Here is a 24,279-nt window from a genome sequence, read left to right on the forward strand (position 1 = left end):
AAAGCAGGAACAACCGAAAAAGGACTTTCCGGGATGTTGCACTGTTTGACTGCTGTATTCGTGCGAACGCCCGATAAAAACCTTAGCGGAACCGATTACGCCATGAACAAAAGCCTTCGTTTCAGCCATAAGATCCTATTGGCAGCCTCACTGATCGTGATACTCGCCTTCAGTTTGTTCACCCTCTACAACGATTACCTCCAGCGTAATGCGATCCGGGAAAATCTGGAGAATTATCTGGCTGAAATGGGCGAATCCACTTCGACCAACATTCGCAACCTGTTCGAAGGTCGCATAAAACTGGTGGAGAATCTGGCACAGAACATTGCCCAGGAACCCGCCAAGGCTGAGACCTTGATGGGCCAGAATGCCCTGACCTCCAGCTTCCTGACCGTGTACCTGGGCAAGGTCGATGGTGGTTTCAGTGTCCGCCCCGACACCAAGATGCCCGATGGCTACGATCCACGTACCCGCCCTTGGTATAAGGACGGCATGAACGCCTCCGGCGTGACGCTTACCGAACCGTACATCGACATGGCCACCAACAAGATGGTCATCGGCATCATCAACAAGGTTTCCGGCTCCGTCGGCGTGGTCGGCGGCGACCTGGACCTCGATGGCCTGGTACGGATCGTCAACTCGCTGAACTTCGGCGGCATGGGTTATGCCTTCCTGGTCAACGATCAAGGCAAGATCCTGGTTCACCCGGACAAAGAGCTGGTGATGAAGTCGCTGTCGGACCTGTTCCCGCAAAAGACCCCCAAGCTGTCCGGTGAACTGACCGAAGTCGATACCGACGGTCAGGCGCGCTTGCTGACCTTCACGCCGATCAAAGGCCTGCCATCGGCCAACTGGTACATCGGCCTGTCGGTGGACAAGCAAAAAGCCTTCGCCATGCTGAGCACTTTCCGCACCTCGGCGGTCATCGCCACGGTCGTTGCCGTGGTGATCATCATCGGTCTGCTCGGCCTGCTGATCCGCGCACTCATGCAGCCGCTGCACACCATGACCCGAGCGATGGAAGACATCGCCGAAGGCGAAGGCGACCTGACCAAGCGGCTGAAAATCCACAGCCACGACGAGTTCGGTATTCTGGGTACCGCCTTCAACCGCTTCGTCGAGCGTATCCACAGCTCGATCCGCGAAGTGTCCTCGGCCACCGAGCAGGTCAATGAAGTAGCCCTTCGGGTCATCAGCGCATCGAACTCGTCGATGGCCAACTCCGACGAACAGTCCAACCGCACCAACAGCGTCGCCGCCGCCATCAACGAACTGGGTGCTGCCGCCCAGGAGATCGCTGGCAATGCGGCCCAAGCCTCGCAACACGCCAGCTCGGCTCGCCTGCTGGCCGAGGAAGGCCAGCAAGTAGTGGAGCGCAACATCGAGGCGATGAACCGCCTGTCCGACCTGATCGTCAGCTCCAGCGCGCACATCGAGACCCTCAACAGCAAGACCGTCAACATCGGCCAGATTCTCGAAGTCATCACCAGTATCTCCCAGCAGACCAACCTGCTGGCACTCAACGCCGCGATCGAGGCTGCCCGCGCCGGCGAGGCTGGCCGAGGCTTTGCCGTGGTAGCCGATGAAGTGCGCAACCTGGCCCACCGCACGCAGGAATCGGCGCAGCAGGTCCAGACCATGATCGAGGAACTGCAGATCGGTGCCCGCGAATCGGTGGAGACCATGGGCCAAAGCCAGCGCCACAGCCAGGACAGCATGGAGATCGCCAACCAGGCCGGCGAGCGTCTGGACAGCGTGACCGTGCGCATCGGCGAGATCGACGGCATGAACCAGTCGGTGGCCACCGCCACCGAGGAACAGACCGCCGTGGTCGATTCGATCAACATGGACATCAACGAAATCAACATGCTCAACCAGGAAGGCGTCGAAAACCTCCAGGCCACCCTGCGTGCATGCTCTGACCTGGAGCAGCAAGCGAGCCGCCTCAAGCATCTGGTCGGCACGTTCCGCATCTGACCGCACGCCACAGGAGCAGGCAGTCCGCCTGCCTGCTCCTGTCGTTCAAAGCTATCCCGCCAAGCCCCCTACCCCGATCGAACAAACTATTCTTCAGGAAGGTCAACCTTTAGGCGCGTCATCGCCGGCCCGTTGCAGCCGGATGACAGACCCGAAGACGATCCCGGAGGGATGCTGATCGTGCACATTGCTGACATCACCATGTTCTACGCCCCGGCGAGCGGCGGCGTACGTACCTATCTTGATGCCAAACACCATCGACTCGACGCCATTGCAGGCGTGCGCCACAGTCTCTTGATCCCCGGCGCCAGCGCCAGCCACGACAACGGCATCTATCAGGTGCCCGCTCCTCCCCTGCCGTTTGGCAACGGCTACCGCTTCCCGGTGCGCCTGGCCCCTTGGTGCAACGTGCTTCGCCGCCTCAAGCCCGACCTGATCGAGGTGGGCGACCCCTACCTGACCGCCTGGGCAGCCCTGGAAGCGCGGCGCAAGCTCAACGTGCCGGTGATCGGTTTCTATCATTCCGATCTCCCCTTGCTGGTCAGCAATCGGATGGGCAACTGGTTCACCCCCAATGTCGAAGCCTATGTCAGCAAGCTGTATGGCAACTTCGACCGGGTGCTGGCTCCCAGCCAAGTCATGGCCGACAAACTGCGCCGCCTGGGGGTTAAACAAGTTCATGTGCAGCCTCTGGGCGTCGACCTGTCGACCTTCCACCCTGGGCACCGCGATCCGCATCTGAAAGCCAGACTGAGGATTCCCGACACCAGCCGCCTGCTGATCTACGCAGGTCGCGGTTCGCGGGAGAAGAACCTGCCCGTTCTGCTCGACTGCATAGAGCGCCTGGGCCGACCGTATCACCTGTTGCTGGTTGGCTCGAACATGCCAGCCAATGTGCCAGCCAACGTCACCGTGATCGATCGATTCTGCCCACCCGATGAGGTCGCCAGGCTGATGGCCAGTGCCGACCTGCTGGTTCACGCAGGCGACCAGGAAACCTTCGGCCTGGTCATCCTCGAAGCGATGGCCAGCGCAACCCCGGTGGTCGCGGTGCGGGCCGGGGCGTTCAGCGAGATCATCAACGACCGGTGCGGGCGCCTGTGCCGCCCCAACGATGGCCGGGCCATGGCCACCGCCGTGCGTGAGGTGTTCGAAGAAGGCATTCACGACCTAGGCGTCCAAGCCCGTTGCCAGGCAGAGCAACACTACTCGTGGGACAGCGTGGTAAGCGGCTTGCTGGGGCACTATCAGGCCGTGCTCGGCCACACACCGCAGGTACGTGCCCATGGTTGAAAACAGCGGCAAGCCGCGCAGCCTGATGCTGGTGCTGCACGACATCGCGCCCGAAACCTGGCCCGACTACCAGCCGTTCGTCGAGGCCGTCGACCAACTGGGCAATGTGCCGATGACCTGGTTGGTGGTGCCGGACTTCCATCACCGCAACCTGCTGTCACGCTCGCCCACCTTCTGCCGCATGCTCGAACACCGTTTGGCGCGGGGAGACGAACTTGCCTTGCATGGCTTCTACCATGCCGATGACGGGCCGCCACCACGCAGCCCTGGCGAATACTTCATGCGCCGTATCTTGACCCATGAAGGCGAATTCTACCGGCTGGACCGCCAGCAAGCTCTGCAACGCCTGGAAAGCGGCCTGGCGCTATTCGAGCGGCAAGGCTGGCCGGTAGCAGGTTTCGTCGCACCGGCCTGGTTGATGAGCGAAGGCACCCGACAGGCGCTGCGCCATCTGCCCTTGCGCTACACCAGCACAGCCCAGCACCTGTACCGCCTGCCCGAGTTCACCGCCATCCCAGCCCCTGGTTTGGTATGGAGCGCCCGCAGTGCCTGGCGTCGGGGACTGTCTCGGCTGCTCTGTGACTGGCAATGCCGACGTTGGCGCGAGGCAGAGACACTGCGCCTGGGGCTGCACCCGGTGGACATGCGTCATCGCGACTCACGACAGTACTGGTTGCGCACCCTCCAGACCCTACTGGCAGAAGGCCGCGAGCCCTTGACCAAGTCAAGCTGGCTGGAGCGCCAGGTGATCGCATGAGCCGCCTGGGCTGGCTGGTCCTGGCCTTGCTCTTGGCGGTGTTGGTGCCGACGCTGCTGGGCGGCAGCGAACTGCTACCCAGGCTACGCGCCTTCGCACCGACACTGATGATGTCGCTGCTGGGGATGATCATGCTGTGCTGGGTCATCAACGCCGTTCGCCTGCGCCTGCTGCTCGGCCAGCAGGCGCAGAAGATTAGCCGGGTACGCAGCCTGGGCGTGGTGATGGCCACCGAGTTCGCAATCTGCACCACCCCGGGGGGTAGCGGCGGACCGCTGACCTTGATGGCGCTGCTGGCCCATGATCGCATCGGCCCAGCGCGCAGCGGGGCGGTGTTTGCCATGGACCAACTGAACGACTTGGTGTTTTTCTTCTGTGCCCTGCTGGCTATCGCCGGCTATGCCGCGTTTCACAGCCTCGGGCAAAGCCAGGAAAGCATGCTGCTGGGCAGCGCATCGCTGCTGTGCGTGGCGCTGGCGCTGGTGGTTGGTTTACTACGCTACCGACGCCGGGTGATGCGGTTCATCGGGCGGCTGCTAAGGCGCCTTGGCGTTGCCCGGCAACGTCGACAACGCTGGGCTCGCAAGCTGCTGCACTTCATCCATGCCCTGGCGCAAACCTGGCGCCTGCCCAAACGCACGCTGGCGCTGGTATTCACCCTCACCTGCGCGCACTGGAGCCTACGCTACAGCGTGTTGTTCCTGGTACTGCGGGGATTGGGTGTGGAGCTTTCGTGGATACCGAGCTTTCTGGTGCAGATGCTTTCGCTGAGCGCCGGTCAGTTCAGCTTGCTGCCAGGTGGTGCAGGCGCCGCAGAACTGACGTCGGCGAGCTTGCTGACCCCCTTGGTCGGCAGCTCGACCGCAGCGGCGGCAGTGCTGATCTGGCGGGCAGTCACTTACTACTTCTATCTGCTTGCCGGAGGGCCGGTGTTCGTGTGCCTGCTGGCGCGTCCGTTGCTGGCGCGCTGGCGGGGTCAGGCGCATTGAGCTGCTGCCAGAGTTCGGCGGCACCGGAAAACTCGGTGCCGTCGTCGTCGCTCAGCGCTTCGGGATCGAAGCGGGCCAGGCAGCCCTCGCCGAGGGTCGCATGTGCCGAGGCACCCGCCTTGTCACGCGGATCTGCCACAGGCCACCTCGCTATCAGTCGAAGACCACCGTTTTGTTGCCGTGGACCAGTACACGGTCTTCCAAGTGATAGCGCAGACCACGGGCCAACACCATCTTCTCGACGTCACGGCCGAAGCGAACCATATCTTCGATGCTGTCGGCGTGGCTCACGCGGACCACGTCCTGTTCGATGATCGGGCCGGCATCGAGCTCTTCGGTCACGTAGTGGCAAGTTGCGCCGATCAGCTTCACGCCACGCAGCGCAGCCTGGTGGTAAGGCTTGGCGCCAACGAACGAGGGCAGGAAGCTGTGGTGGATGTTGATCACTTTTTCAGCGTAGTCCTGGCACAGTTGCGGCGGCAGGATCTGCATGTAGCGGGCCAGCACCACCACGTCGGCCGCATGCTCCTGAACCAGGCGCGACACTTCGGCAAAGGCCGGGGCCTTGTCCTTGGGGTCCACCGGCACATGGAAGAACGGGATCCCGTGCCACTCGACCATGCTGCGCAGGTCGTTGTGGTTGGAAATCACGCAAGGAATCTCACAGTCCAGCTCGTCGGTGTGCCAGCGGTGCAGCAGATCGGCCAGGCAATGGGATTCGCGGCTGGCCATCAACACCACGCGCTTCTTCTGCGCAGAGTCGGTGATGCGCCAGGTCATGGAGAACTCTTCGGCGATGGGCGCGAACGCCTCGCGGAAGGCTTCGATACCGAACGGCAGCGACTCGGCACGGATTTCATGGCGCATGAAGAACCAGCCACTTTGCTCGTCGGAGTGGTGGCTGGCCTCGTTGATCCAGCCGTTGTACAAGGCCAGGAAATTACTGACTTTCGCCACGATGCCTACACGGTCGGGGCAGGCGATCACCAGACGATAGGTGCGCATGAATAAGACTCCAAAACTTCGCAAAGGCGCTCATTCTAGCGGCACACCAGCAAAAACGCAGTATTGATCGTGTGCGCCCGCACCGCCAGCGCCAGCCTTATGCCACTGTCCCTGGCACTACCACCTCGGGATCGAGAGTTTTGTGAATTTTTCTTAACCGAAGAAATATGTTGTCGCAACCTAATTAACAGTTTATTGCTTATTTATATGTTTACTTGAGAGTATCGCCTGTCTATTATTGGCACACACATTTCTGAACACGCACTAAGGAACACTCCATGTCCCTGATCAACGAGTACCGCGCTACCGAAGAAGCCATCAAGGAACTTCAGGCCCGCCTGGCCAACCTGTCGCAGGATGACAAGCTGAAACAAGAACTGGAGTTCGAAGGCAAACTGCGCGCACTGATGGGTGAATACTCCAAGTCGCTGCGCGACGTGATCGCCCTGCTCGACCCAGAGTCGAAACTGAGCAAAGGCCCGCGCGCCGTGGCTAAAACCACTACCACCAAGCGTGCACGCAAAGTCAAGCAATACAAAAACCCGCACAACGGTGAAGTGATCGAAACCAAAGGCGGTAACCACAAGACCCTGAAAGAATGGAAAGCCAAGTGGGGTGGTGATGTGGTTGAAGGCTGGGCGACTCTGCTGGACTGATAGTCCGCACTGTTTCCTCGCTTTTGCAAACACGAACGCCGGCTTAATGCCGGCGTTTTTGTTGGCTCATTCACGGGTGCAATTCGAACCGTGCCTGTAATTGCCCGGCATGGGCCTGCCAGGCGTCCAGCACCTTGCGCCCCGCTTCATCGGCATCGGCCCAAGCCCCCTGCCGGGCCTGCTCGAAGCCCGCCAGCGTGTTCGGGGCGCCGTGCAAAGGGTCGCTCAAACGCTGCTGGCAGAACGCGAACCAGCGCTGACGCTCCTGGGGGTTCAAGGTCTCGGGGAAGTTTCGCGCACGATACCGGAACAGCAACTCAGGCATTCGTGGGTCATCGAACATCCAGTGGCCATGCCCTAATTGCGCTGGTTCCAGGGTACGCACTTGTTCACATAGACGACGGTCACGCTCTCCCAGGAAACCGTCATACAACTGCTGTTCAGGGTCTTCGCTGGGGGTGAAATCTTCCATGCCATAGATGTGTTCAAGCTTGTCTTGCCAAACCGACTGTTGCGTGGCCAAGGCCTCACCGCGCGATTGCAACAATGCCATGTCCAGCCCAAGGCGTTGTTGATCTGCAGGGCGCAATACCGATAGCGGAGCCACTACCGGGCAGCGGTTGATTTGCACCAACTTCAGCGGTACCGGTAGTTGCCCCTCAGATAAATGTTCATGCCGAGTGTACAAGCGCGCTCGCAGGACTTCGGCACTTTCCCTTAATAACGGTAGGGTTTCCTGATGCAGGTCGCACACAATCAGTGCATTGCGATTGCGCGGGTGCCAGGCCAGTGGCAACACCACGCCCAGATAATGACGCGCGGCCGAGAAACGTCCTGATATGTGCACCAGCGGCTGCAACAAGCGAATCTGTTCCAGCACTTTGTGCTTACTGCGAAGGTTGAACAACCAGTCATACAACTTAGGTTGTTTCTGGCGAATCAGACGGGCCAACCCAATGGTCGCCCGCACGTCGGAAAGTGCTTCATGGGCATGCCCATGGACAATGCCATTGGCCTGGCTGAGCAACTCCAGGCGCAAGCTGGTACGGCCCTCCTGCTGGGGCCAGACGATGCCCTCAGGGCGTAGCGCGTAAGCCGTGCGCACGACGTCGATCAGGTCCCAACGACTATTACCGCCCTGCCACTCACGGGCATAGGGGTCGAAGAAGTTGCGATACAGGCTGTAACGCGTGACCTCGTCATCGAAACGCAAGGTGTTGTAGCCCGCGCCACAGGTTCCCGGGCGCGCAAGCTGCTCGTGAACCCGGGTCATGAATTCGGCTTCGCACAGGCCCTGGGTCGCCAACTGTTCGGGCGTGATACCGGTTACCAGGCACGCGGCCGGGTGCGGCAGGATGTCGTCGGAGGGGCGGCAATAGAGGTTGATAGGCGCTTCGATCTCATTCAGATCGAGGTCGGTGCGCACACCGGCAACCTGCAGCGGTCGGTCGCAGCGTGGGTTGATGCCGGTGGTTTCGTAGTCGTGCCAGAAAATGCTGGAGCTCACGGGGTCGTCCTGTATCGAGGTCGTCCCGATTCTAGCGGACCGAGCTTCAGGCGGAAGCGTTGGCAGGGTTAAAACTGAAATAGTCTCGCAATGAACGGACGAAATCGTCGTACTCGCGGGGGGCTTGCAAGAGCATGAAACCAGAATCGTAGTGGCCGGGGGTCTGGTCCTCACGGCACCACAGGCAGCTGGCTGTCACGTTGATGAACTGCAAGCCGCCACCGGCCAGTGGCAGACGCAGCTGCAACTCGAAATCCGGGCCGACCAGCACCGGCAGCTGGCTGATCAACATCAAGCCATCTTCCGAGGCATTACCCAGAAAGCCGATCTGCTGCTCGGTGAAGCGGTTGTAGACCTTGAGCACACAAGGCAGCTGATGGCGTTCGATATGGCGTTGGTTGTACATGATCGCTATTGCAGTCCGTACCCGATGCCAGGAATGCAAGAGACTGGCGAGTGGTTGTTACATCCAATTAACAGGTTAGCTCAACACTCGCGGCAAATCCCGTGAATTAGTTGACACGTTGGTGTTAACGCCAAGGAGTGGTGTTGACCGGGTTCGCCACTGCCGTGTCTCCCACCCGATAATGACCGGTCTTCTCCAGCGTTTGCAGGCGTGCCTTAGCGCGATAGGCGTACTCGTTGCCTGGATATTGCTGGATCAGGTACTCGTAGGTCTGCGCCGCATCGACGAACAGCTTCTGGCGCTCCAGGCACTGGCCGCGCAGCAGGGACACTTCGGGATGGATGAACGGCCGGGCACGGCTGGTTCGGTCAACCTGCGACAGTTCGAGCATGACCCGCTGGCAATCGCCACGGTCATAGGCACGGTAGGCATTGTTCAAATGATGGTCCATGGACCAGCGGGTGCAACCGACGGTGCTGGCCGCCAGGGCTAAAACGATCAGGGCTCGCATGGGGAATCTCCTTTGATGCCAGATTATCGGCCTTTGCACGCAAATCTTCACACCCTTTTGCAAGGATACCCCGCCCGTTCAAATGCCACCCTGCCTTGGTTGCAGGTAGTGCAACGGAACAATGACTACAGCGAGATTCAGGAGTAGCCTTTCGCTGCGCTTCACTATAGGAGTCTGTGCATGACCATCCGCCGTACCAAAATCGTCGCCACCCTTGGCCCCGCCAGCAATTCGCCGGAAGTGATCGAACAGCTGATCCTCGCCGGCCTGGACGTGGCACGCCTGAACTTCTCCCACGGCACCCCGGACGAGCACAAGGCGCGCGCCCGCCTGATCCGTGACATCGCCGCCAAGAACGGCCGCCATGTCGCACTGCTGGGCGACCTGCAGGGTCCGAAGATCCGCATCGCCAAATTCAGCAACAAGCGCATCGAACTGAAAGTCGGTGACAAATTCACTTTCTCCACCGCCCACCCGCTGACCGAAGGCAACCAGGACATCGTCGGTATCGATTACCCCGATCTGGTCAAGGACTGCGGCGTCGGTGACGAACTGCTGCTCGACGACGGTCGCGTGGTGATGCGGGTCGAAACCGCCACTGCCGACGCCCTGCACTGCGTGGTGATCGTCGGTGGCCCGCTGTCGGACCACAAAGGCATCAATCGCAAAGGTGGCGGCCTTACCGCTCCAGCCCTGACCGAAAAAGACAAGGCAGACATCAAGCTGGCCGCGGAAATGGACCTGGACTACTTGGCCGTGTCCTTCCCACGCGACGCCAAAGATATGGAATACGCCCGCAAGCTACGGGACGAAGCGGGTGGCAGCGCCTGGCTGGTGGCCAAGATCGAGCGCGCCGAGGCAGTGGCCGACGATGAAACCCTCGACGGCCTGATCGCCGCTTCCGACGCGGTGATGGTTGCCCGTGGCGACCTGGGCGTGGAAATCGGCGACGCCGAGCTGATCGCCATCCAGAAGAAGATCATCCAGCACGCCCGCCGCAACAATAAGGCGGTGATCGTGGCGACCCAGATGATGGAGTCGATGATCCAGAACCCGATGCCGACCCGTGCCGAAGTGTCGGACGTGGCCAACGCCGTGCTGGACAACACCGACGCGGTGATGCTGTCGGCCGAAAGCGCCGCCGGTGCCTACCCGATCGAAGCGGTTCAGGCCATGGCCCGCATCTGCCTGGGCGCCGAGAAGCACCCGACCAGCCAGAAGTCCAGCCACCGCCTGCACACCACGTTCGAGCGCTGCGACGAGAGCATCGCCCTGGCGGCCATGTACACCGCCAACCACTTCCCAGGCGTCAAGGCGATCATCGCGCTGACCGAAAGTGGCTACACCCCGCTGATCATGTCGCGTCTGCGTTCGCACGTGCCGATCTTCGCCCTGTCGCCACACCGCGCTACCCAGGCTCGCGCCTCGATGTTCCGCGGCGTCTACCCGATCGCCTTCGACCCGGCGGCATTGCCAGCCGACAAGGTCAGCCAGGCGGCCGTCGACGAGCTGCTCAAGCGCGGCCTGGTAGAGCAAGGTGACTGGGTGATCCTGACCAAGGGCGACAGCTACCACACCATCGGTGGCACCAACGGCATGAAGATCCTGCACGTTGGTGATCCGCTGGTCGGCTGATAGCCCCGGCCCAATCGCCGGCAGGCTGGCTCCTACAGGATTGCAGGAGCCGGCTTGACTGGCGATCAGTCGCAACTGCCTCATGCATGCTCGACGAACACGTCGGCAAACACCTGATTCCTCGGCACGCCGGCTATGAACAACCGCCGCGCGAACCGCTCGACGCTCCCCGGCGCCCCGCACACCAGCGCGACGGTCTGCCGCGATGACGGCCGCAACCCTGCCAGCGCCTCCTCCATATGCTCCGCCAGCACCAGCTCGGCCTGAACACCCTCCATTTCCCGCAACGGACCCGCCAAGTAGTGCCCAAGGTCATCGCGCGTGACATGCACCACCCTGATTTCCCCTTGGTGCCCCTGCCGTAACGCCTCGCGCAAGATGCCCCACAATGGCGCCAGCCCCGTACCCGCTGCCAGCAACCAGAGCGGTCGCGCTTGCCAGTCTGGGTCGTAATGCAACGCTCCGCCTCGAATCTCCCCCACGCGCAGCACGTCACCGACCTGCAGCACGCGCGCCTTGTCGCAAAAGGCGCCTGGCCGTTGGCAGTCGATATGAAACTCAAGAAAGTCATCTTCGCCGGGCAGGCTTGCCACGGAGTAAGGCCGCGCCAGCGAGCCGTTCCACAGCACCACATGCTGCCCGGCCTGGTAACGCAACGTCCGCTCCGGCCGCAGACGAAGACGCAGCACTTCGCCAAACCAGTCCACCGCGCAGACCTGCGCGGCAATGCCATCGTGCAGCGGATCGAATACCGCCACGCGCAAATCCTCGACCACGCGGCACTGACAGGCCAGGCGCCAACCCTGGGCGTGCTTTTCCAGTGCCAATGCCTCGGGCAAGGCATCCACCGGCTGCCCATCCAGGCAATGCACCAGGCAGGCATGGCAACTGCCTGCCCGGCAACTGAAAGGCACGTTGAACCCTGCCTCGTTGAGGGCATCGAGCAAGTTACTGCCGGTCGGCACCGCCCAGCGGTGCTCGCCCACGCAAAGTTCGGGCATGGTGGGTGTTTCTCCAAAAGTCACGCTTGCACTGTAAGTCAAGGGCGCAACGGCAGCAAAAAAGATGCCCAAGCGCTGCCGACCATGGTCCAGACCAGTCGCAGGTGTTTCATCGCCACAGGCGCGCTATACTGCCGCGCCTTTTTCCGTCGGCCTGACCAGCCGGCGCCTTGCAAGGCGCTTCGACACGCTGGTCGGCACCGTCGAGCGTCTTTTTGAATGTTCCCGTCTTTAAGAGGAGCGCGCTGCATGACCGTGATCAAGCAAGACGACCTGATTCAGAGCGTCGCCGACGCCCTGCAATTCATCTCGTACTACCACCCCGTCGATTTCATCCAGGCGATGCACGAGGCCTACCTGCGTGAAGAGTCGCCTGCTGCGCGCGACTCCATCGCCCAGATCCTGATCAACTCGCGCATGTGCGCCACCGGCCACCGCCCGATCTGCCAGGACACCGGTATCGTCACCGTGTTCATCCGCGTGGGCATGGACGTGCGCTGGGACGGCGCCACCATGAGCGTCGACGACATGATCAACGAAGGTGTGCGTCGCGCCTACAACCTGCCTGAGAACGTCCTGCGCGCCTCGATCCTGGCCGACCCGGCCGGTGCCCGCAAGAACACCAAGGACAACACCCCGGCTGTCATCCACTACTCGATCGTCCCTGGCGACAAGGTCGAAGTCGATGTCGCGGCCAAGGGCGGCGGCTCCGAGAACAAGTCGAAGATGGCCATGCTCAACCCGTCCGACTCGATCGTCGACTGGGTCCTGAAGACCGTCCCGACCATGGGCGCAGGCTGGTGCCCGCCTGGCATGCTCGGCATCGGCATCGGCGGCACCGCCGAGAAAGCCGCGGTCATGGCCAAGGAAGTGTTGATGGAGTCCATCGACATTCATGAACTGAAAGCACGCGGCCCACAGAACCGCCTCGAAGAGATCCGCCTGGAGCTGTTCGAGAAGGTCAACCAACTGGGCATCGGCGCCCAGGGCCTGGGCGGCCTGACCACCGTGCTCGACGTCAAGATCATGGATTACCCGACCCACGCCGCCTCCTTGCCGGTGTGCATGATCCCGAACTGCGCCGCCACCCGTCACGCGCACTTCGTGCTCGATGGCTCCGGCCCGGCCGAGCTGGAAGCGCCATCGCTGGACGCCTACCCGGAAATCGTCTGGGAAGCCGGCCCGAGCGCCCGTCGCGTCAACCTCGACGACATCACGCCGGAAGAAGTCGCCAGCTGGAAACCGGGCGAGACCATCCTGCTCAACGGCAAGATGCTGACCGGCCGCGACGCTGCGCACAAGCGCATGGTCGAGATGCTCAACCGTGGTGAAGAGCTGCCGGTCGACCTCAAAGGCCGCTTCATCTACTACGTCGGCCCGGTCGACCCGGTCGGTGACGAAGTGGTAGGCCCAGCCGGCCCGACCACCGCCACCCGCATGGACAAGTTCACCCGCCAGATCCTCGAGCAGACCGGCCTGTTGGGCATGATCGGTAAATCCGAGCGTGGCCCTGCTGCCATCGAAGCGATCAAGGACAACAAAGCCGTCTACCTGATGGCCGTCGGCGGCGCCGCCTACCTGGTGGCCCAGGCGATTCGCAAGTCGAAGGTTCTGGCCTTCGCCGAGCTGGGCATGGAAGCGATCTACGAGTTCGAGGTCAAGGACATGCCAGTGACCGTCGCCGTGGACAGCCAAGGCGAATCGGTACACATCACTGGCCCAGCCCTGTGGCAGAGCAAAATCGCCGAAAGCCTGGCGGTTGAAGTGAAGTAAGGCTGTAGTAACCGGCGCCGGCCCCTACAAAACCTGTAGGTGCCGGCTTGCCGACAATGGGTCCGTACGAGCCTAGCCGACCCTCTCGAACTGCTCCGGCCAGTCCCTACGGGTAAACACCTGCCCTTCTCGCCTCACCCGTCGCACGGCCTCCAGGTCCACCTCGCACACCAACCACTGGCTGCTCGCCGGATTCAGTTGCTCGCTCTGGGCAATCACACCATCGCTGGGCATCCCGAAATCGGGTGGCACGAACAGCCCTGCCCGCCCAATGTTTTCGTCCAAGGCCGGTGACCAAGGCGCCAGGCCCACCGTAGGGCTTTGCAAAACGGCGATCTGGTTCTCCAGGGCTCGCGCCTGGGCGCCGATGCGTACCCGATGAAAACCCGCTTCGGTATCGGTGCAGCTAGGTGCCAGAATCAGGTCGGCCCCTTGCTCCGCCAAACGCCTGGCCAATATCGGAAACTCATTGTCATAACAGATCAGAATGCCCAGTCGCCCCCAAGGGGTGTCGAATACCTGCAACCCCTGCCCCGCTGCGATGTTCCATTGCTCACGTTCGAAACGGGTCATCATCAGCTTGTCCTGATAACCCATCATCCCCTGCGGGCCGAACAACCAGGCGCGGTTGCGGTACTGCCCATCACTGTCGAGCACCGGCAAGCTGCCGGGCTGCAGGTAAACGCCCCATTGCCGAGCGATGCCTTCACACAACGCCAGCCAACGCTCCACCAGGGGCTGGATGCCAGCGATGGACGCTCTCAGGTCGCCACGCTGCTCCGTCGGTAACTGCCCGCTCAGTACCAGCCCTGCGTATTCCGGCAACAGCAGCAATTGAGCGCCCTCGGCCACCGCTGCCGCACACAGCCTCTGTAAGTGCCCGGCATAGGCTTCCCAGGTTTCATGCAACTCGATGGCGTACTGGCAAGCCGCCAGGCGAATCATATCGGCAGTTCCTTGACCCAGAACGACATCAGCTTGGCAGATTCCTCCTGCTCATCCAGGTCGCGCCAGGCATAGGTGGTCCGCAGCGAGGGGTCATGCAGGAACCCGCGGTTTCGCCAAAAGCCGTGCAGGGGCTTGTAGTCGGCGGGCCTGCGCGGGTGCGCGCCTGGGCGCTCGACCGCACAGAATGCACAGTGATCGAACTCAGCCAGTTTGTGCGCGTAGGACTCACGTTCAATGAAGAATCGCACACCCAGGCCTCGCCCCCGATAAGCCGGAAGCACCACGGACTCGCCAAAATAATAGACGCTGGCAGGGTCGCGCCCCTGGGCCAGGAACGGCTGCTGGAACTGCGTGGCCACATCGACCAACGGCAGGCCGGTCGAGGCACCGACCACCTTGCCGTCATCGAGCGCCAGCACGACCAGGCTACGTCCGGAACGCGCGTAGGTGTCGAGGTAATCGGCTTCGTATTCCATGTCGCCGTCGTAGAGGTAGGGAAACTCGCGGAACACTGTAAGGCGTAGGCGAGCGAGGTCATCGATGTAAGGCGCGCTGGCGGCGCCGTGCAACAGGCGGATTTCCATGCTTGGCGGTCGTTTTGTCGATGTGGATGACGTGCTCGGCTAAGCCGGGCTTGAGGGGAAACCCTATCATCGGGCCAACGTCGATCCCTTTCCCGTACACGACAGGAACATTGCCATGACCGCTACCGAACTCGTCAACGCCTACTACGCCGCCTTCAATGCCGGCGACATGCCGGCCTTTCTCGCCTTGCTCAGCGAAGATGTGATCCACGACATCAACCAGGGCGAGCGGCAGATGGGCAAGGCGGCCTTTGCCGCGTTCATGGACAAGATGAACCGTTGCTACCGCGAGCGCCTGGCCGATATCGTGGTAATGCAGAACGCCGACGGCAGCCGGGCTGCAGCGGAGTTCACCGTGCATGGGGCGTATCTGGCCGATGACGAGGGCTTGCCGCCGGCCAATGGACAGACCTATGTGCTGCCGGCCGGGGCGTTCTTCTATATTCATTGCGGCAAGATCGCCCGAGTGACCAACTACTACAACCTCAATGACTGGGTTGAGCAGGTGGCCTGAAGCGAATCGCGCTATCACCGGCAAGCCGGCTCCTCCACCGATTCTGCAGGAGCCGGCTTGCTGGCGATCGTGCCCCGGTCAGGCGATACGCGTGCCCAGTACCTTCAGAAATGCCGCCAGCCACGCCGGATGCGCCGGCCAGGCAGGCGCAGTCACCAGGTTGCCTTCCACATGCGCCTGGTCCACTGCAATATCGATGAATTTACCACCCGCCAGTCGCACCTCGGGTGCGCACGCCGGATAGGCACTGCACTCGCGCCCCTCGAGCACCCCGGCCGCCGCCAGCAACTGCGCGCCATGACACACAGCTGCAATGGGTTTACCTGCATCATCGAATGCCTTGACCAGCGCCAGTACCTTTTCATTCAGGCGCAGATACTCCGGTGCGCGCCCTCCTGGAATCAGCAGCGCGTCATAGCGCTCAGCGCGGACCTGCACGAAGTCGTAGTTCAGCGCAAAGTTGTGCCCAGGCTTTTCGCTGTAGGTCTGCTCGCCCTCGAAATCGTGAATCGCCGTGCGCACGGTCTGCCCGGCGACCTTTTCCGGGCACACCGCATGCACGGTATGACCGACCATGCGCAGGGCCTGGAATGGCACCATCGCTTCGTAATCTTCGACGTAGTCGCCCACCAGCATGAGAATCTTCTTCGCCGTCATCGCATCCACTCCTTCCGTTGTAGGGGAACAGTCACTGCACGATAGACGGGTTATGCGCCTCTGGATATGCGCCGCCAGTCTCAATCGCGGCGGTCGAGGAAGTTCACCACCAGTCGATCGAGCCAACCCCACACCCGCTGCTTCACCCGCCGCCAGAGTGGCCTGGCATTCCAATGGTCGAGGTCGACGACTTCGCTCAGGGCAAAATCACGCTCGAAGCTTGCCGCCACAGCGGCCGTGAGCGAGGGATCCAGGGCTTCGACGTTGGCTTCGAGATTGAAGCGCAAGTTCCAATGGTCGAAGTTGCACGAGCCAATGCTGACCCAGTCATCCACCAACGCCATTTTCAGGTGCAGGAAGCAAGGCTGGTATTCATAGATCCGTACACCGGCGCGCAGCAGACGGGGGTAATACCGATGCCCGGCATAACGCACCGAGGGGTGATCCGTGCGTGGTCCGGTCAGCAGAAGGCGGACATCGACCCCTTTGCCGGCCGCCCGTCGCAACGACCGGCGCACACTCCAGGTCGGCAGGAAGTATGGCGTCGCCAGCCATATGCGCTTCTGCCCGCTGTTCAGCGCGCGTACCAGCGAGTGCAGGATATCCTGATGCTGACGGGCGTCCGCGTATGCCACCCTGCCCATGCCTTGCCCTTGCACCGGAACCTTGGGCAGGCGCGGCAGGCCAAAGCCCTCGGCAGGACGCCAGGCCGTGCGCCGGTTGTTGGCCTGCCATTGGCGATCGAAAAGCATTTGCCAGTCGGACACCACAGCCCCGCTCATCTGCACCATGACCTCATGCCATTCGCTGGTTTCGTGGCCCGGTGTCCAGAACTCGTCGGTGACGCCCGTACCGCCGACCGCTGCCCAGCTTTCGTCCACCAACAGCAACTTACGGTGATCGCGGTAGAGGTTTCGCAGCCCCCGACGCCAGCGCAGGCGGTTGTACCAGCGCAGGTACACCCCGGCGTCCAGCAAGCGTTGGCGCAAAACGGACGTAAAGGCGAGCGAGCCGTAGTCATCGAACAGGCAGCGTACCCGCACGCCGCGCCCGGCGGCCTGCTCCAGCGCCTCGACCACCGCCTCGGCACAGGCGCCCGCTTCGACCAGGTACAACTCCAGATCGACTTGGAACTCGGCCCGCGCAATGGCCTGCAGCATGCGCGGAAAGAACTCAGGGCCGTCGATCAGCAGCTCGAACTGATTGCCATCCCTCCAAGGGAATACCGGCCCCGGCATGTCAGCGGGCGTTGAAGATCAGCACCGCATTAACCGGCACCGTAGGGTTGATGGACTTGAGCTTGGCGAACTTGCGCAGACGCTGCAGGCCAGGCAGCAGACCATAGTCCTCGGCGCGCAGAATCAGGGGTTCGAGCGTTACTACCTGAAACCGCCGCTCATCCAGCCGAGTGGCCAACAGCAAGGCGTTGTAGCTGTGGGAGCGACCGTGCAGGGTAACGGTGAGCGGCAAGCGCAGTTCAATTTGCGCTCCGTTGGCCAGGTCGTTGATGGGCCGCAGGTCGATCTGCGCTTTGACCGTCGCTTCGGCGAATTGGTCGACGTCGAACAAGTCTTCACGCATGCGCTCGTCACGCAACGGAATACCGCTGCTCACCGAATCCATCTCGATACGCAGTGCCGCTGCACCTTTGCGGTCGACTGTGCCATGCAAGACCAGAAAGCGATGGATCTCGGCCGTGTCGCCGTTCTTGCCAGTGACGAACGAGAGGCGCGAAGACTCGCCATCGAGGTGCCAGTTGGCGTGGGCGGGCAGGCACATGGCCAGGAGCAATGCGGGTAGAAGACGGGGCAGCTTGAACATGACAGATCTCGTGAAACTTGACCGCCAACCTTACCCGCCCGCTTTCAAGGCAGCAAGCGGCAGCCCTCGCGCTCGCCCTGCCAGAGCGCCTGGTTGCGCTGGCCCAGGCCTTCGGCGGTGACCAGGCGTTGCATGGGGTCCTCTTGTAGCAGGCTCAACGGCAGGTATTGCTTCACGTAACCGCGGCAATAGGCCCGGTCGAAGCCCATGACGAACCGGCAAGAGCAATACTCCTTGGCAGAATACGCTGACAGTATCGCGGGAAAATCCGCCAGCGCCTGACGCTCCTGCCACGCCCAGGCCAGCAGTATCACCAACACCAGCAACAGCACGGGTTTCATCCCCCCTCCTTGACCACGGCCGCCAACACTCGCTTGAGCAACTCGTTGTGGCTGTAGCGGCCGTCACGGTCATCGGCGTAGCGGACGACCACCAGTTTCTGCGCCGGCAGCACATACAGTGCCTGGCCCCAGTGGCCAAGCGCGGCATAGGCCTGTGGCGGTACATCCGGCCACGGCGGGGCATGGCCGGGCAGTGGCTGGTTGAGCCACCAATGGCCGCCTGGGTTGGCTTCGCCGGGTACGGCCTGGGCCTCGTCGAACAGCGTACGGTTGAAGCTGACCCACTGCGCAGGCAGCAGTTGCCGCTCACGCCAGCGGCCTTCGCGCAGCATCAGCAGGCCGATACGCGCGAGGTCCCGGGCGCTGAGGTACAGATAGGAAGAGCCGACGTAGGTGCCTGCGCCATCACGCTCCCAGACTGCGCTTTCGATGCCCAGAGGAGTGAACAACGCCTGCCAGGGATAGTCGGCGTACGTCTCCGGCTCGACCATACCGTGCAGGGCTGCCGCCAGCACATTGCTGTCGCCGCTGGAGTAGAAAAAGCGCTGGCCTGGCCGCTCGCTGGCGCCACGCGAGGCGGTATAGGCGGCCATGTCGTTACGCCCACGGGTATACAGCATGGCCACCACGGAAGACTTCAACGGCGCGTATTCATAGTCTTCCTGCCAGTCCAGCCCGCTGGCCCAGTGCAGCAGATCGGCCAGGCGCACGTCCGGGTGTGCCTGCATGGGCGGGTAGAAGCGGGCCACCGGGTCCTGAAGTTGAAAACGTCCTTCGCCGTGGGCCACCCCCAGCAGCGTGGCCAGCACGCTTTTGCTGACCGACCAGGTCAGGTGCGCCGTGCTGGCCGTGGTGGGGGCTGCGTAACGCTCGTGGATGATGCGCCCATCGTGGATGATCAACAGCGCATCGGTGCGCACGCCGCTGCGCTCGGTGGGGCTGCGTTCGGCGAAGGCGTAAGTGTCGACGGAGTGCCAGTCGACAGGGGTGTTTTCGAGCCGCCAATCCGGCTCGGGCCACTCCTCGGCCCAGGCTGTGGCTAACGTCATACCGGACACGAGCAGCAATTGCCTGAGAAGGGTCATGGGATTCAACGATCAGTGCGGTCCTGGGGGCTACGGCCCTGCGTCGCGAAAGGGCCGCAAAGCGGCCCCAAGGCTCGTCAGATCTCCGAAGCCTGCCTGACGTTCATGACAATCCTGCTGTCTCCCAGGCTTTGGCCAGGCGTTTATCCCGCGCCGCAGCTGCCAGCGCCAGGACGCCCTGATCCCGTTGCCACAATTGCGCCCAATGCGCCGGCCCAGCTTTCAGGGCCTTGTCGATATCCCCCCGCAATGCCTGGAACTGGGCGAACAGTCCGCCCAGCAGCAGATGACAACCCACGCTGTCGGCACATTGACGACTGCCCTCGGCGCAACCCGCCAGCACCCCCAGTAGCCGCAAGCGCAATTCCTGCGGCCAAGCGCATTCCTGACCGACGCCATACAGCCATGCCGTCAGCGCCGCGAGCACATAAAGGTCTTCCAGCGAACGGAACGGCTTGACGTAGGCATCCCAGCCATCCCCCGCCAACAACTCGCAGGCAGCCTGCTGCAATACCAATCGGCCATGGCCGACCTCCGGCATCAGCGGCAAGGTTGGTAACGCTTCCAGCGTCACGCCCGGCTCGCCTGGATACACCACCGCCAGTTGCAACCTCGGCGCCTCACCTGGCGCTTCGCTGCGCGCCGCCACCAGCAGCCACTCGGCATCGAGCCCGGCGGTGACGAAGTCCTTGCTACCACTCAGGCGCAGCCCGTCCAGCCGTGTATGCATGTCCGCCGGCCGCACGCTACGCCGTTCGGTCGCGCACAAGGCGCCAAGGCTGGCAGGCGCGCTGGGCCAGAGCACGCGCAGCGCCGCCTGGTAACCGATCAGAAATGCCAGGCCCGGCGTGGCCATGGCACGCCCCCCGAGCACGGCCAGCTCGAACGGAGCAGCCGCACCCAGGCGCTCCAGCTGTGCGGTGTATACCTCGCCCAGGGTGCCCGCCAGCGGCTGGCGATAGGGGTCGTTGAGTCGTTGCAACCAGGGCATCACAGGCTCCTCCGAGGGGTTGTCACGCAAGCATCACTAAAGATTCACGGGGGTGACACCGCACCTACCTAGGCTGACTTTGCACAACAAAGCCGACCGGCCGCAACCCTTCATGGCTGGCTTATGGAGACTCGTATGACTCGGATCGCTCGCTCTGGCGACAATAGCACTGAACGCCGTCTGCAAGCCGAACGCCTGGTCGGCGCCACGGCCCTGCAGGAAGCCCAGGCCTTGCGCTACAAAGTGTTCAGCGCAGAATTCAAGGCCAAGCTCAAAGGTGCCGAACAGGGTCTGGACATGGACGACTACGACGTGCACTGCCGTCATATCGGCGTGCGCGACCTGAGCACCGGCGAACTGGTAGCCACCACACGCCTGCTCGATCACCAGGCTGCCAGTAGCCTGGGTCGTTTCTACAGCGAAGAAGAATTCAGCCTGCACGGTCTGCTGCAATTGCAAGGGCCGCTCCTGGAATTGGGGCGCACCTGCGTCGACCCCGCCTACCGCAATGGCGGCACCATCGCCGTGCTCTGGGGCGAACTGGCCGAAGTGCTCAACGAAGGCCGCTACAGCTACCTGATGGGCTGCGCCAGCATTCCGATGCAGGACGGCGGCGTCCAGGCCCACGCCATCATGCAGCGCCTGCGCGAACGCTACCTGTGCACCGAACACCTGCGTGCCGAACCGAAGAACCCCCTGCCGAGCCTGCCGCTGCCGAACAACGTCATTGCCCAGCTGCCGCCCCTGCTCAAGGCCTACATGCGCCTGGGGGCGAAAATCTGCGGCGAGCCATGCTGGGACGAAGACTTCCAGGTTGCCGACGTGTTCATCCTGCTCAAGCGGGACGACCTCTGCCCGCGGTACGCCCGCCACTTCAAGGCGGCAGTCTGATGCCGAAAGTGCGGGTACTGGCCCGCCTGACACGACTGATGCTGGTATTGCTGCTAGGCGTGCTGATGGCCAGCGTCATCGCCCTCGGCGAACGCCTGGGGTTGAAGGCGTCCTCCGAACGCCGCCAGCGCTGGACTTGCCTGTTCATGAAACGGCTGGTCGCCGCCTTGCCCTTCGAGATCCGGGTATTCGGCGAGCTGCCGCCAAAACCGATGCTGTGGGTCAGCAACCACGTGTCCTGGACCGATATTCCACTGCTGGGCATGCTGATGCCGTTGTCGTTTCTGTCCAAAGCCGAAGTGCGCCATTGGCCGCTGGCCGGCTGGCTGGCAGAGAAGGCCGGCACGCTGTTCATTCGCCGTGGCGGTGGCGACGCCCAGCGCCTGCGCGAGCAGATCAGCGAGCGGTTGGGCCAGGCGCAGCCGCTGCTGATCTTCCCGGAAGGCACTACCACCGATGGCCGGCAACTGCGCACCTTCCACGGCCGCTTGCTGGCGGGCGCCATCGATCGCGGCATACCGGTGCAACCGGTGGCCATCCAGTACCTGCGTGAAGGAGAAACCGACCCCTTTGCACCGTTCATTGGCGAGGACGACCTCGTATCGCATTTGATGCGATTGTTTGGTCAGCCGCCAGGCGAGGTGCACATCCACTTGCTGGCGCCTATCTGCAGCGTGGAAAAAGAGCGAGCGGCCCTGGCATTTCAGGCGCAGCAGGCGATCCACCTGACGCTGTTCGGGGTCAGGGAGGACGAGGTGGTAACCCGTCGGCAGCCTCGGGCGGCCTGAAGCTTTCGCGGGGGATCCCTGGTTCAAACACGCCCCGCTGCGGCGAATGCCTGCAACTGCGGATAGAACGCACGAAAATCCGCCAGCAATGGCTCGTACAACCGCTCCAGCTCGTCCATGACACCGGCCATTCCCTCAGGGCGCGACAACCGCCGGCCAATACCCCTGAATACCTGCTCCAGGGTCGCGAAATCGCCATAGGCCCCAAGCCAGTCATCCGCAGCCATGAACGGCGCGATATGCGCCAGTCGCCCTGGCAGCTCGAGCTCGGCCAGCAGCACGCGATAGAAGTCCTGCGTGAACGCCGCCAGTGGTTGATCGGCGTAGTCGCCCCAATGACGTGCCAGGCAATGGTCGAAGAACACGTCCAGGATGATCCCGGCATAACGCCGCCGCTCCTGGGGAAAACGCGCCAACGCGGCCAACACTAGGGGATGGCGGTCGGTGTAGCTGTCAATGTGACGGTGCAGCCGAATGGCAGCCTCAAGGGCTGGCGGGAAGCGCCCTTCCAAGGCGCCTTTGACGAAGTCGCCGTAGAGACTGCCCAGCAGTTGCTGTGGCGCCGGCCCCCCCAAGTGCAGATGCGCGAGATAGTTCATGGACGCAGTCTAGCACCGTCCCCGGGCATATCGTTATAACGCGATATAGCGATTCGTGCTCAGCTCAGAACGACTTCATATTTGTATATCGCGAACTAACGATCTACATTTCGCTTCATCGCGATATACCGCTACACCACGAGCCTAACCATGCCTCTCGATCTCGACGAAATCATCAAAGCCTTGGCCCATCCGGTCCGGCGAGAAATCCTCACCTGGCTGAAGGACCCGGCAGCGCAATTCCCTGACCAGTACCACAGCACCGAGCACGGCGTCTGTGCCGGGCAGATCGACCAACGCTGCGGCCTGTCGCAGTCGACGGTCTCCGCCCACCTGGCCACCTTGCAACGCGCCGGCCTCATCAGCAGCCAGAAGATCGGCCAGTGGCATTTTTTCAAACGTAACGAGGACACCATCAAGGCGTTCCTCGCGCAGATGAGCCAAGAGCTCTGACAAGGACCACGACATGACCACCCTTTTCGATCCGATCACCCTCGGCGACCTGCAATTGCCCAACCGCATCATCATGGCCCCTCTCACCCGCTGCCGCGCCGACGAAGGCCGCGTGCCCAATGCACTGATGGCCGAGTACTACGTGCAGCGTGCTAGCGCCGGGCTGATCCTGAGCGAGGCGACTTCAGTGACGCCCATGGGCGTCGGCTACCCCGACACCCCCGGCATCTGGTCCGACGACCAGGTACGCGGCTGGAACAACGTGACCAAGGCAGTGCACGCCGCAGGCGGTCGCATGTTCCTGCAGTTGTGGCACGTTGGCCGTATCTCGCACCCCAGCTACCTCAATGGTGAATTGCCGGTAGCACCGAGCGCGATCAAGCCCAAGGGCCACGTGAGCCTGGTGCGGCCCCTTGCCGACTACCCTACCCCGCGTGCCCTGGAGACCGAAGAGATTGCCGACATCGTCGAGGCTTACCGGGTAGGTGCGGAAAATGCCAAGGCCGCCGGTTTCGACGGCGTCGAGATTCACGGCGCCAACGGCTACCTGCTTGACCAGTTCTTGCAGAGCAGCACCAACCAGCGCACCGACCGTTATGGTGGCTCGCTGGAAAACCGTGCGCGTCTGCTGCTGGAAGTGACCGATGCGGCAATCGAAGTATGGGGCCCTGGCCGCGTCGGCGTTCACCTGGCGCCACGTGCCGACTCCCATGACATGGGCGACGACAATCGTGCCGAAACGTTCACCTATGTCGCCCGTGAACTGGGCAAGCGCGGCATTGCGTTCATCTGCTCGCGCGAGAAGGAAGCCGATGACAGCATCGGCCCGCTGATCAAGGAAGCGTTCGCAGGCCCTTACATCGTCAACGAACGTTTCGACAAGACCAGCGCGAACGCGGCACTGGCCAGTGGCAGGGCGGATGCAGTGGCCTTTGGTGTGCCATTCATCGCCAACCCTGACTTGCCTGCACGCCTGGCTGCGGATGCGCCGCTGAACCAGGCGCACCCTGAAACCTTCTACGCCAAGGGGCCGGTCGGCTACATCGACTATCCGCGGATGTAATCGCAGCCCTGGTCGCCGGCAACCCGGCGATCAG

At 62.4% G+C, this 24,279-nt stretch carries 26 protein-coding genes and 2 pseudogenes; 13 read left to right on the forward strand and 15 right to left on the reverse strand.

Features of this window, described 5'->3' with window-relative positions:
- Positions 1 to 246: 246 nt before the first annotated feature.
- The 5 genes and pseudogenes from C4Q26_RS28705 to C4Q26_RS06820 form a co-directional block, all read left to right on the forward strand.
- Positions 247 to 1,071 (forward strand): annotated as a pseudogene (locus tag C4Q26_RS28705) (cache domain-containing protein); the annotation flags it as partial.
- Positions 1,072 to 1,380: 309 nt separating this feature from the next.
- Positions 1,381 to 1,977, forward strand: a pseudogene (locus tag C4Q26_RS28710) (methyl-accepting chemotaxis protein); the annotation flags it as partial.
- Between the two features lie 171 nt (positions 1,978 to 2,148).
- The gene (locus C4Q26_RS06810) at positions 2,149 to 3,270 is read left to right on the forward strand and encodes a glycosyltransferase family 1 protein (RefSeq protein ID WP_104882911.1); all 1,122 of its coding nucleotides are present in this window, start codon (positions 2,149 to 2,151) and stop codon (positions 3,268 to 3,270) included.
- Positions 3,263 to 4,027 carry a DUF2334 domain-containing protein gene (locus C4Q26_RS06815; RefSeq protein ID WP_104882912.1) on the forward strand — a complete coding sequence of 255 codons (765 nt, stop codon included), beginning with the start codon at positions 3,263 to 3,265 and terminating at the stop codon, positions 4,025 to 4,027. Before C4Q26_RS06810 ends, C4Q26_RS06815 begins: the two co-directional genes overlap by 8 nt.
- Positions 4,024 to 5,016: a lysylphosphatidylglycerol synthase transmembrane domain-containing protein gene (locus tag C4Q26_RS06820; RefSeq protein ID WP_104882123.1), complete on the forward strand. Its 993-nt coding sequence runs from the start codon at positions 4,024 to 4,026 to the stop codon at positions 5,014 to 5,016. Before C4Q26_RS06815 ends, C4Q26_RS06820 begins: the two co-directional genes overlap by 4 nt.
- Here C4Q26_RS06820 and C4Q26_RS28285 read toward each other — a convergent pair.
- Together C4Q26_RS28285 and purU are read right to left on the reverse strand one after the other, a co-directional pair.
- Positions 4,922 to 5,155, reverse strand: coding sequence for a hypothetical protein (locus C4Q26_RS28285; RefSeq protein ID WP_104882913.1), 234 nt, complete (start codon positions 5,153 to 5,155; stop codon positions 4,922 to 4,924). The genes C4Q26_RS06820 and C4Q26_RS28285 overlap by 95 nt on opposite strands.
- Positions 5,156 to 5,169: 14 nt before the next feature.
- Positions 5,170 to 6,021: a formyltetrahydrofolate deformylase gene (purU, locus tag C4Q26_RS06830; RefSeq protein ID WP_023378897.1), complete on the reverse strand. Its 852-nt coding sequence runs from the start codon at positions 6,019 to 6,021 to the stop codon at positions 5,170 to 5,172.
- A gap of 278 nt (positions 6,022 to 6,299) precedes the next feature.
- On the opposite strand from purU, the gene mvaT reads away from it, so the two are divergent.
- Positions 6,300 to 6,677, forward strand: coding sequence for a histone-like nucleoid-structuring protein MvaT (gene mvaT / locus C4Q26_RS06835; protein ID WP_023378896.1), 378 nt, complete (start codon positions 6,300 to 6,302; stop codon positions 6,675 to 6,677).
- Positions 6,678 to 6,747: 70 nt separating this feature from the next.
- On the opposite strand, the gene sbcB is transcribed toward mvaT, so the two are convergent.
- From sbcB to C4Q26_RS06850, 3 genes are all read right to left on the reverse strand, one after another.
- Positions 6,748 to 8,184 carry an exodeoxyribonuclease I gene (gene sbcB / locus C4Q26_RS06840; protein WP_104882914.1) on the reverse strand — a complete coding sequence of 479 codons (1,437 nt, stop codon included), beginning with the start codon at positions 8,182 to 8,184 and terminating at the stop codon, positions 6,748 to 6,750.
- Positions 8,185 to 8,230: 46 nt separating this feature from the next.
- A complete protein-coding gene (locus C4Q26_RS06845; RefSeq protein ID WP_027908098.1) occupies positions 8,231 to 8,590 on the reverse strand; it encodes a PilZ domain-containing protein in 360 nt (119 codons plus the stop codon).
- A 124-nt stretch (positions 8,591 to 8,714) separates the two neighbouring features.
- The gene (locus tag C4Q26_RS06850; protein WP_023378893.1) at positions 8,715 to 9,101 is read right to left on the reverse strand and encodes a hypothetical protein; all 387 of its coding nucleotides are present in this window, start codon (positions 9,099 to 9,101) and stop codon (positions 8,715 to 8,717) included.
- Between the two features lie 180 nt (positions 9,102 to 9,281).
- Here C4Q26_RS06850 and pyk point away from each other — a divergent pair, with 180 nt between their 5' ends.
- Positions 9,282 to 10,736, forward strand: a complete 1,455-nt coding sequence (gene pyk / locus C4Q26_RS06855) for a pyruvate kinase (RefSeq protein WP_023378892.1) — start codon at positions 9,282 to 9,284, stop codon at positions 10,734 to 10,736.
- A gap of 80 nt (positions 10,737 to 10,816) precedes the next feature.
- Here the strand turns inward: pyk and C4Q26_RS06860 are convergent, their stop codons facing one another.
- On the reverse strand, positions 10,817 to 11,737 hold the full coding sequence (locus C4Q26_RS06860; protein WP_104882125.1) for an iron-sulfur-binding ferredoxin reductase: 921 nt from the start codon (positions 11,735 to 11,737) through the stop codon (positions 10,817 to 10,819).
- A 249-nt stretch (positions 11,738 to 11,986) separates the two neighbouring features.
- Here C4Q26_RS06860 and C4Q26_RS06865 point away from each other — a divergent pair, with 249 nt between their 5' ends.
- Positions 11,987 to 13,510: a fumarate hydratase gene (locus tag C4Q26_RS06865; protein ID WP_023378890.1), complete on the forward strand. Its 1,524-nt coding sequence runs from the start codon at positions 11,987 to 11,989 to the stop codon at positions 13,508 to 13,510.
- Between the two features lie 72 nt (positions 13,511 to 13,582).
- On the opposite strand, the gene C4Q26_RS06870 is transcribed toward C4Q26_RS06865, so the two are convergent.
- On the reverse strand, positions 13,583 to 14,455 hold the full coding sequence (locus C4Q26_RS06870; RefSeq protein WP_104882126.1) for a carbon-nitrogen hydrolase family protein: 873 nt from the start codon (positions 14,453 to 14,455) through the stop codon (positions 13,583 to 13,585).
- On the reverse strand, positions 14,452 to 15,042 hold the full coding sequence (locus C4Q26_RS06875; RefSeq protein ID WP_023378888.1) for a GNAT family N-acetyltransferase: 591 nt from the start codon (positions 15,040 to 15,042) through the stop codon (positions 14,452 to 14,454). The genes C4Q26_RS06870 and C4Q26_RS06875 overlap by 4 nt, the downstream gene beginning before the upstream one ends.
- A 115-nt stretch (positions 15,043 to 15,157) precedes the next feature.
- Here C4Q26_RS06875 and C4Q26_RS06880 point away from each other — a divergent pair, with 115 nt between their 5' ends.
- Positions 15,158 to 15,556, forward strand: coding sequence for a nuclear transport factor 2 family protein (locus tag C4Q26_RS06880; protein ID WP_023378887.1), 399 nt, complete (start codon positions 15,158 to 15,160; stop codon positions 15,554 to 15,556).
- Between the two features lie 78 nt (positions 15,557 to 15,634).
- On the opposite strand, the gene C4Q26_RS06885 is transcribed toward C4Q26_RS06880, so the two are convergent.
- The 6 genes from C4Q26_RS06885 to C4Q26_RS06910 all read right to left on the reverse strand — a co-directional run bounded on the left by C4Q26_RS06885 (position 15,635) and on the right by C4Q26_RS06910 (position 20,451).
- A complete protein-coding gene (locus C4Q26_RS06885) occupies positions 15,635 to 16,213 on the reverse strand; it encodes a DJ-1/PfpI family protein (protein ID WP_023378886.1) in 579 nt (192 codons plus the stop codon).
- A gap of 80 nt (positions 16,214 to 16,293) precedes the next feature.
- On the reverse strand, positions 16,294 to 17,451 hold the full coding sequence (locus C4Q26_RS06890) for a phosphatidylserine/phosphatidylglycerophosphate/cardiolipin synthase family protein (protein WP_023378885.1): 1,158 nt from the start codon (positions 17,449 to 17,451) through the stop codon (positions 16,294 to 16,296).
- Between the two features lies 1 nt (position 17,452).
- Positions 17,453 to 18,034 carry a YceI family protein gene (locus tag C4Q26_RS06895; protein ID WP_023378884.1) on the reverse strand — a complete coding sequence of 194 codons (582 nt, stop codon included), beginning with the start codon at positions 18,032 to 18,034 and terminating at the stop codon, positions 17,453 to 17,455.
- Between the two features lie 44 nt (positions 18,035 to 18,078).
- Positions 18,079 to 18,375 (reverse strand): hypothetical protein, encoded by a 297-nt coding sequence (locus C4Q26_RS06900; protein WP_023378883.1) that lies wholly within the window; start codon positions 18,373 to 18,375, stop codon positions 18,079 to 18,081.
- Positions 18,372 to 19,424 (reverse strand): serine hydrolase domain-containing protein, encoded by a 1,053-nt coding sequence (locus C4Q26_RS06905; RefSeq protein WP_371919590.1) that lies wholly within the window; start codon positions 19,422 to 19,424, stop codon positions 18,372 to 18,374. Before C4Q26_RS06905 ends, C4Q26_RS06900 begins: the two co-directional genes overlap by 4 nt.
- A 139-nt stretch (positions 19,425 to 19,563) precedes the next feature.
- Positions 19,564 to 20,451: a hypothetical protein gene (locus C4Q26_RS06910; protein WP_023378881.1), complete on the reverse strand. Its 888-nt coding sequence runs from the start codon at positions 20,449 to 20,451 to the stop codon at positions 19,564 to 19,566.
- 135 nt (positions 20,452 to 20,586) lie between these two features.
- Here C4Q26_RS06910 and olsB point away from each other — a divergent pair, with 135 nt between their 5' ends.
- Positions 20,587 to 21,342 carry an L-ornithine N(alpha)-acyltransferase gene (gene olsB / locus C4Q26_RS06915; RefSeq protein WP_023378880.1) on the forward strand — a complete coding sequence of 252 codons (756 nt, stop codon included), beginning with the start codon at positions 20,587 to 20,589 and terminating at the stop codon, positions 21,340 to 21,342.
- Positions 21,342 to 22,130 carry a lysophospholipid acyltransferase family protein gene (locus C4Q26_RS06920; protein ID WP_023378879.1) on the forward strand — a complete coding sequence of 263 codons (789 nt, stop codon included), beginning with the start codon at positions 21,342 to 21,344 and terminating at the stop codon, positions 22,128 to 22,130. The genes olsB and C4Q26_RS06920 overlap by 1 nt, the downstream gene beginning before the upstream one ends.
- A 23-nt stretch (positions 22,131 to 22,153) precedes the next feature.
- On the opposite strand, the gene C4Q26_RS06925 is transcribed toward C4Q26_RS06920, so the two are convergent.
- Entirely contained in the window at positions 22,154 to 22,729 is a 576-nt protein-coding gene (locus C4Q26_RS06925; protein ID WP_104882915.1) for an ACP phosphodiesterase, read from the reverse strand.
- A 150-nt stretch (positions 22,730 to 22,879) separates the two neighbouring features.
- On the opposite strand from C4Q26_RS06925, the gene C4Q26_RS06930 reads away from it, so the two are divergent.
- Both C4Q26_RS06930 and C4Q26_RS06935 read left to right on the forward strand, forming a co-directional pair.
- Entirely contained in the window at positions 22,880 to 23,182 is a 303-nt protein-coding gene (locus C4Q26_RS06930) for a helix-turn-helix transcriptional regulator (protein ID WP_023378877.1), read from the forward strand.
- A gap of 13 nt (positions 23,183 to 23,195) precedes the next feature.
- Positions 23,196 to 24,245, forward strand: a complete 1,050-nt coding sequence (locus tag C4Q26_RS06935; protein ID WP_027908094.1) for an alkene reductase — start codon at positions 23,196 to 23,198, stop codon at positions 24,243 to 24,245.
- The last annotated feature ends 34 nt before the right edge of the window (positions 24,246 to 24,279 follow it).

The organism is Pseudomonas sp. SWI44 (genome assembly GCF_002947915.1).
In the GTDB taxonomy this organism is placed as follows: Bacteria; Pseudomonadota; Gammaproteobacteria; order Pseudomonadales; family Pseudomonadaceae; genus Aquipseudomonas; species Aquipseudomonas taiwanensis.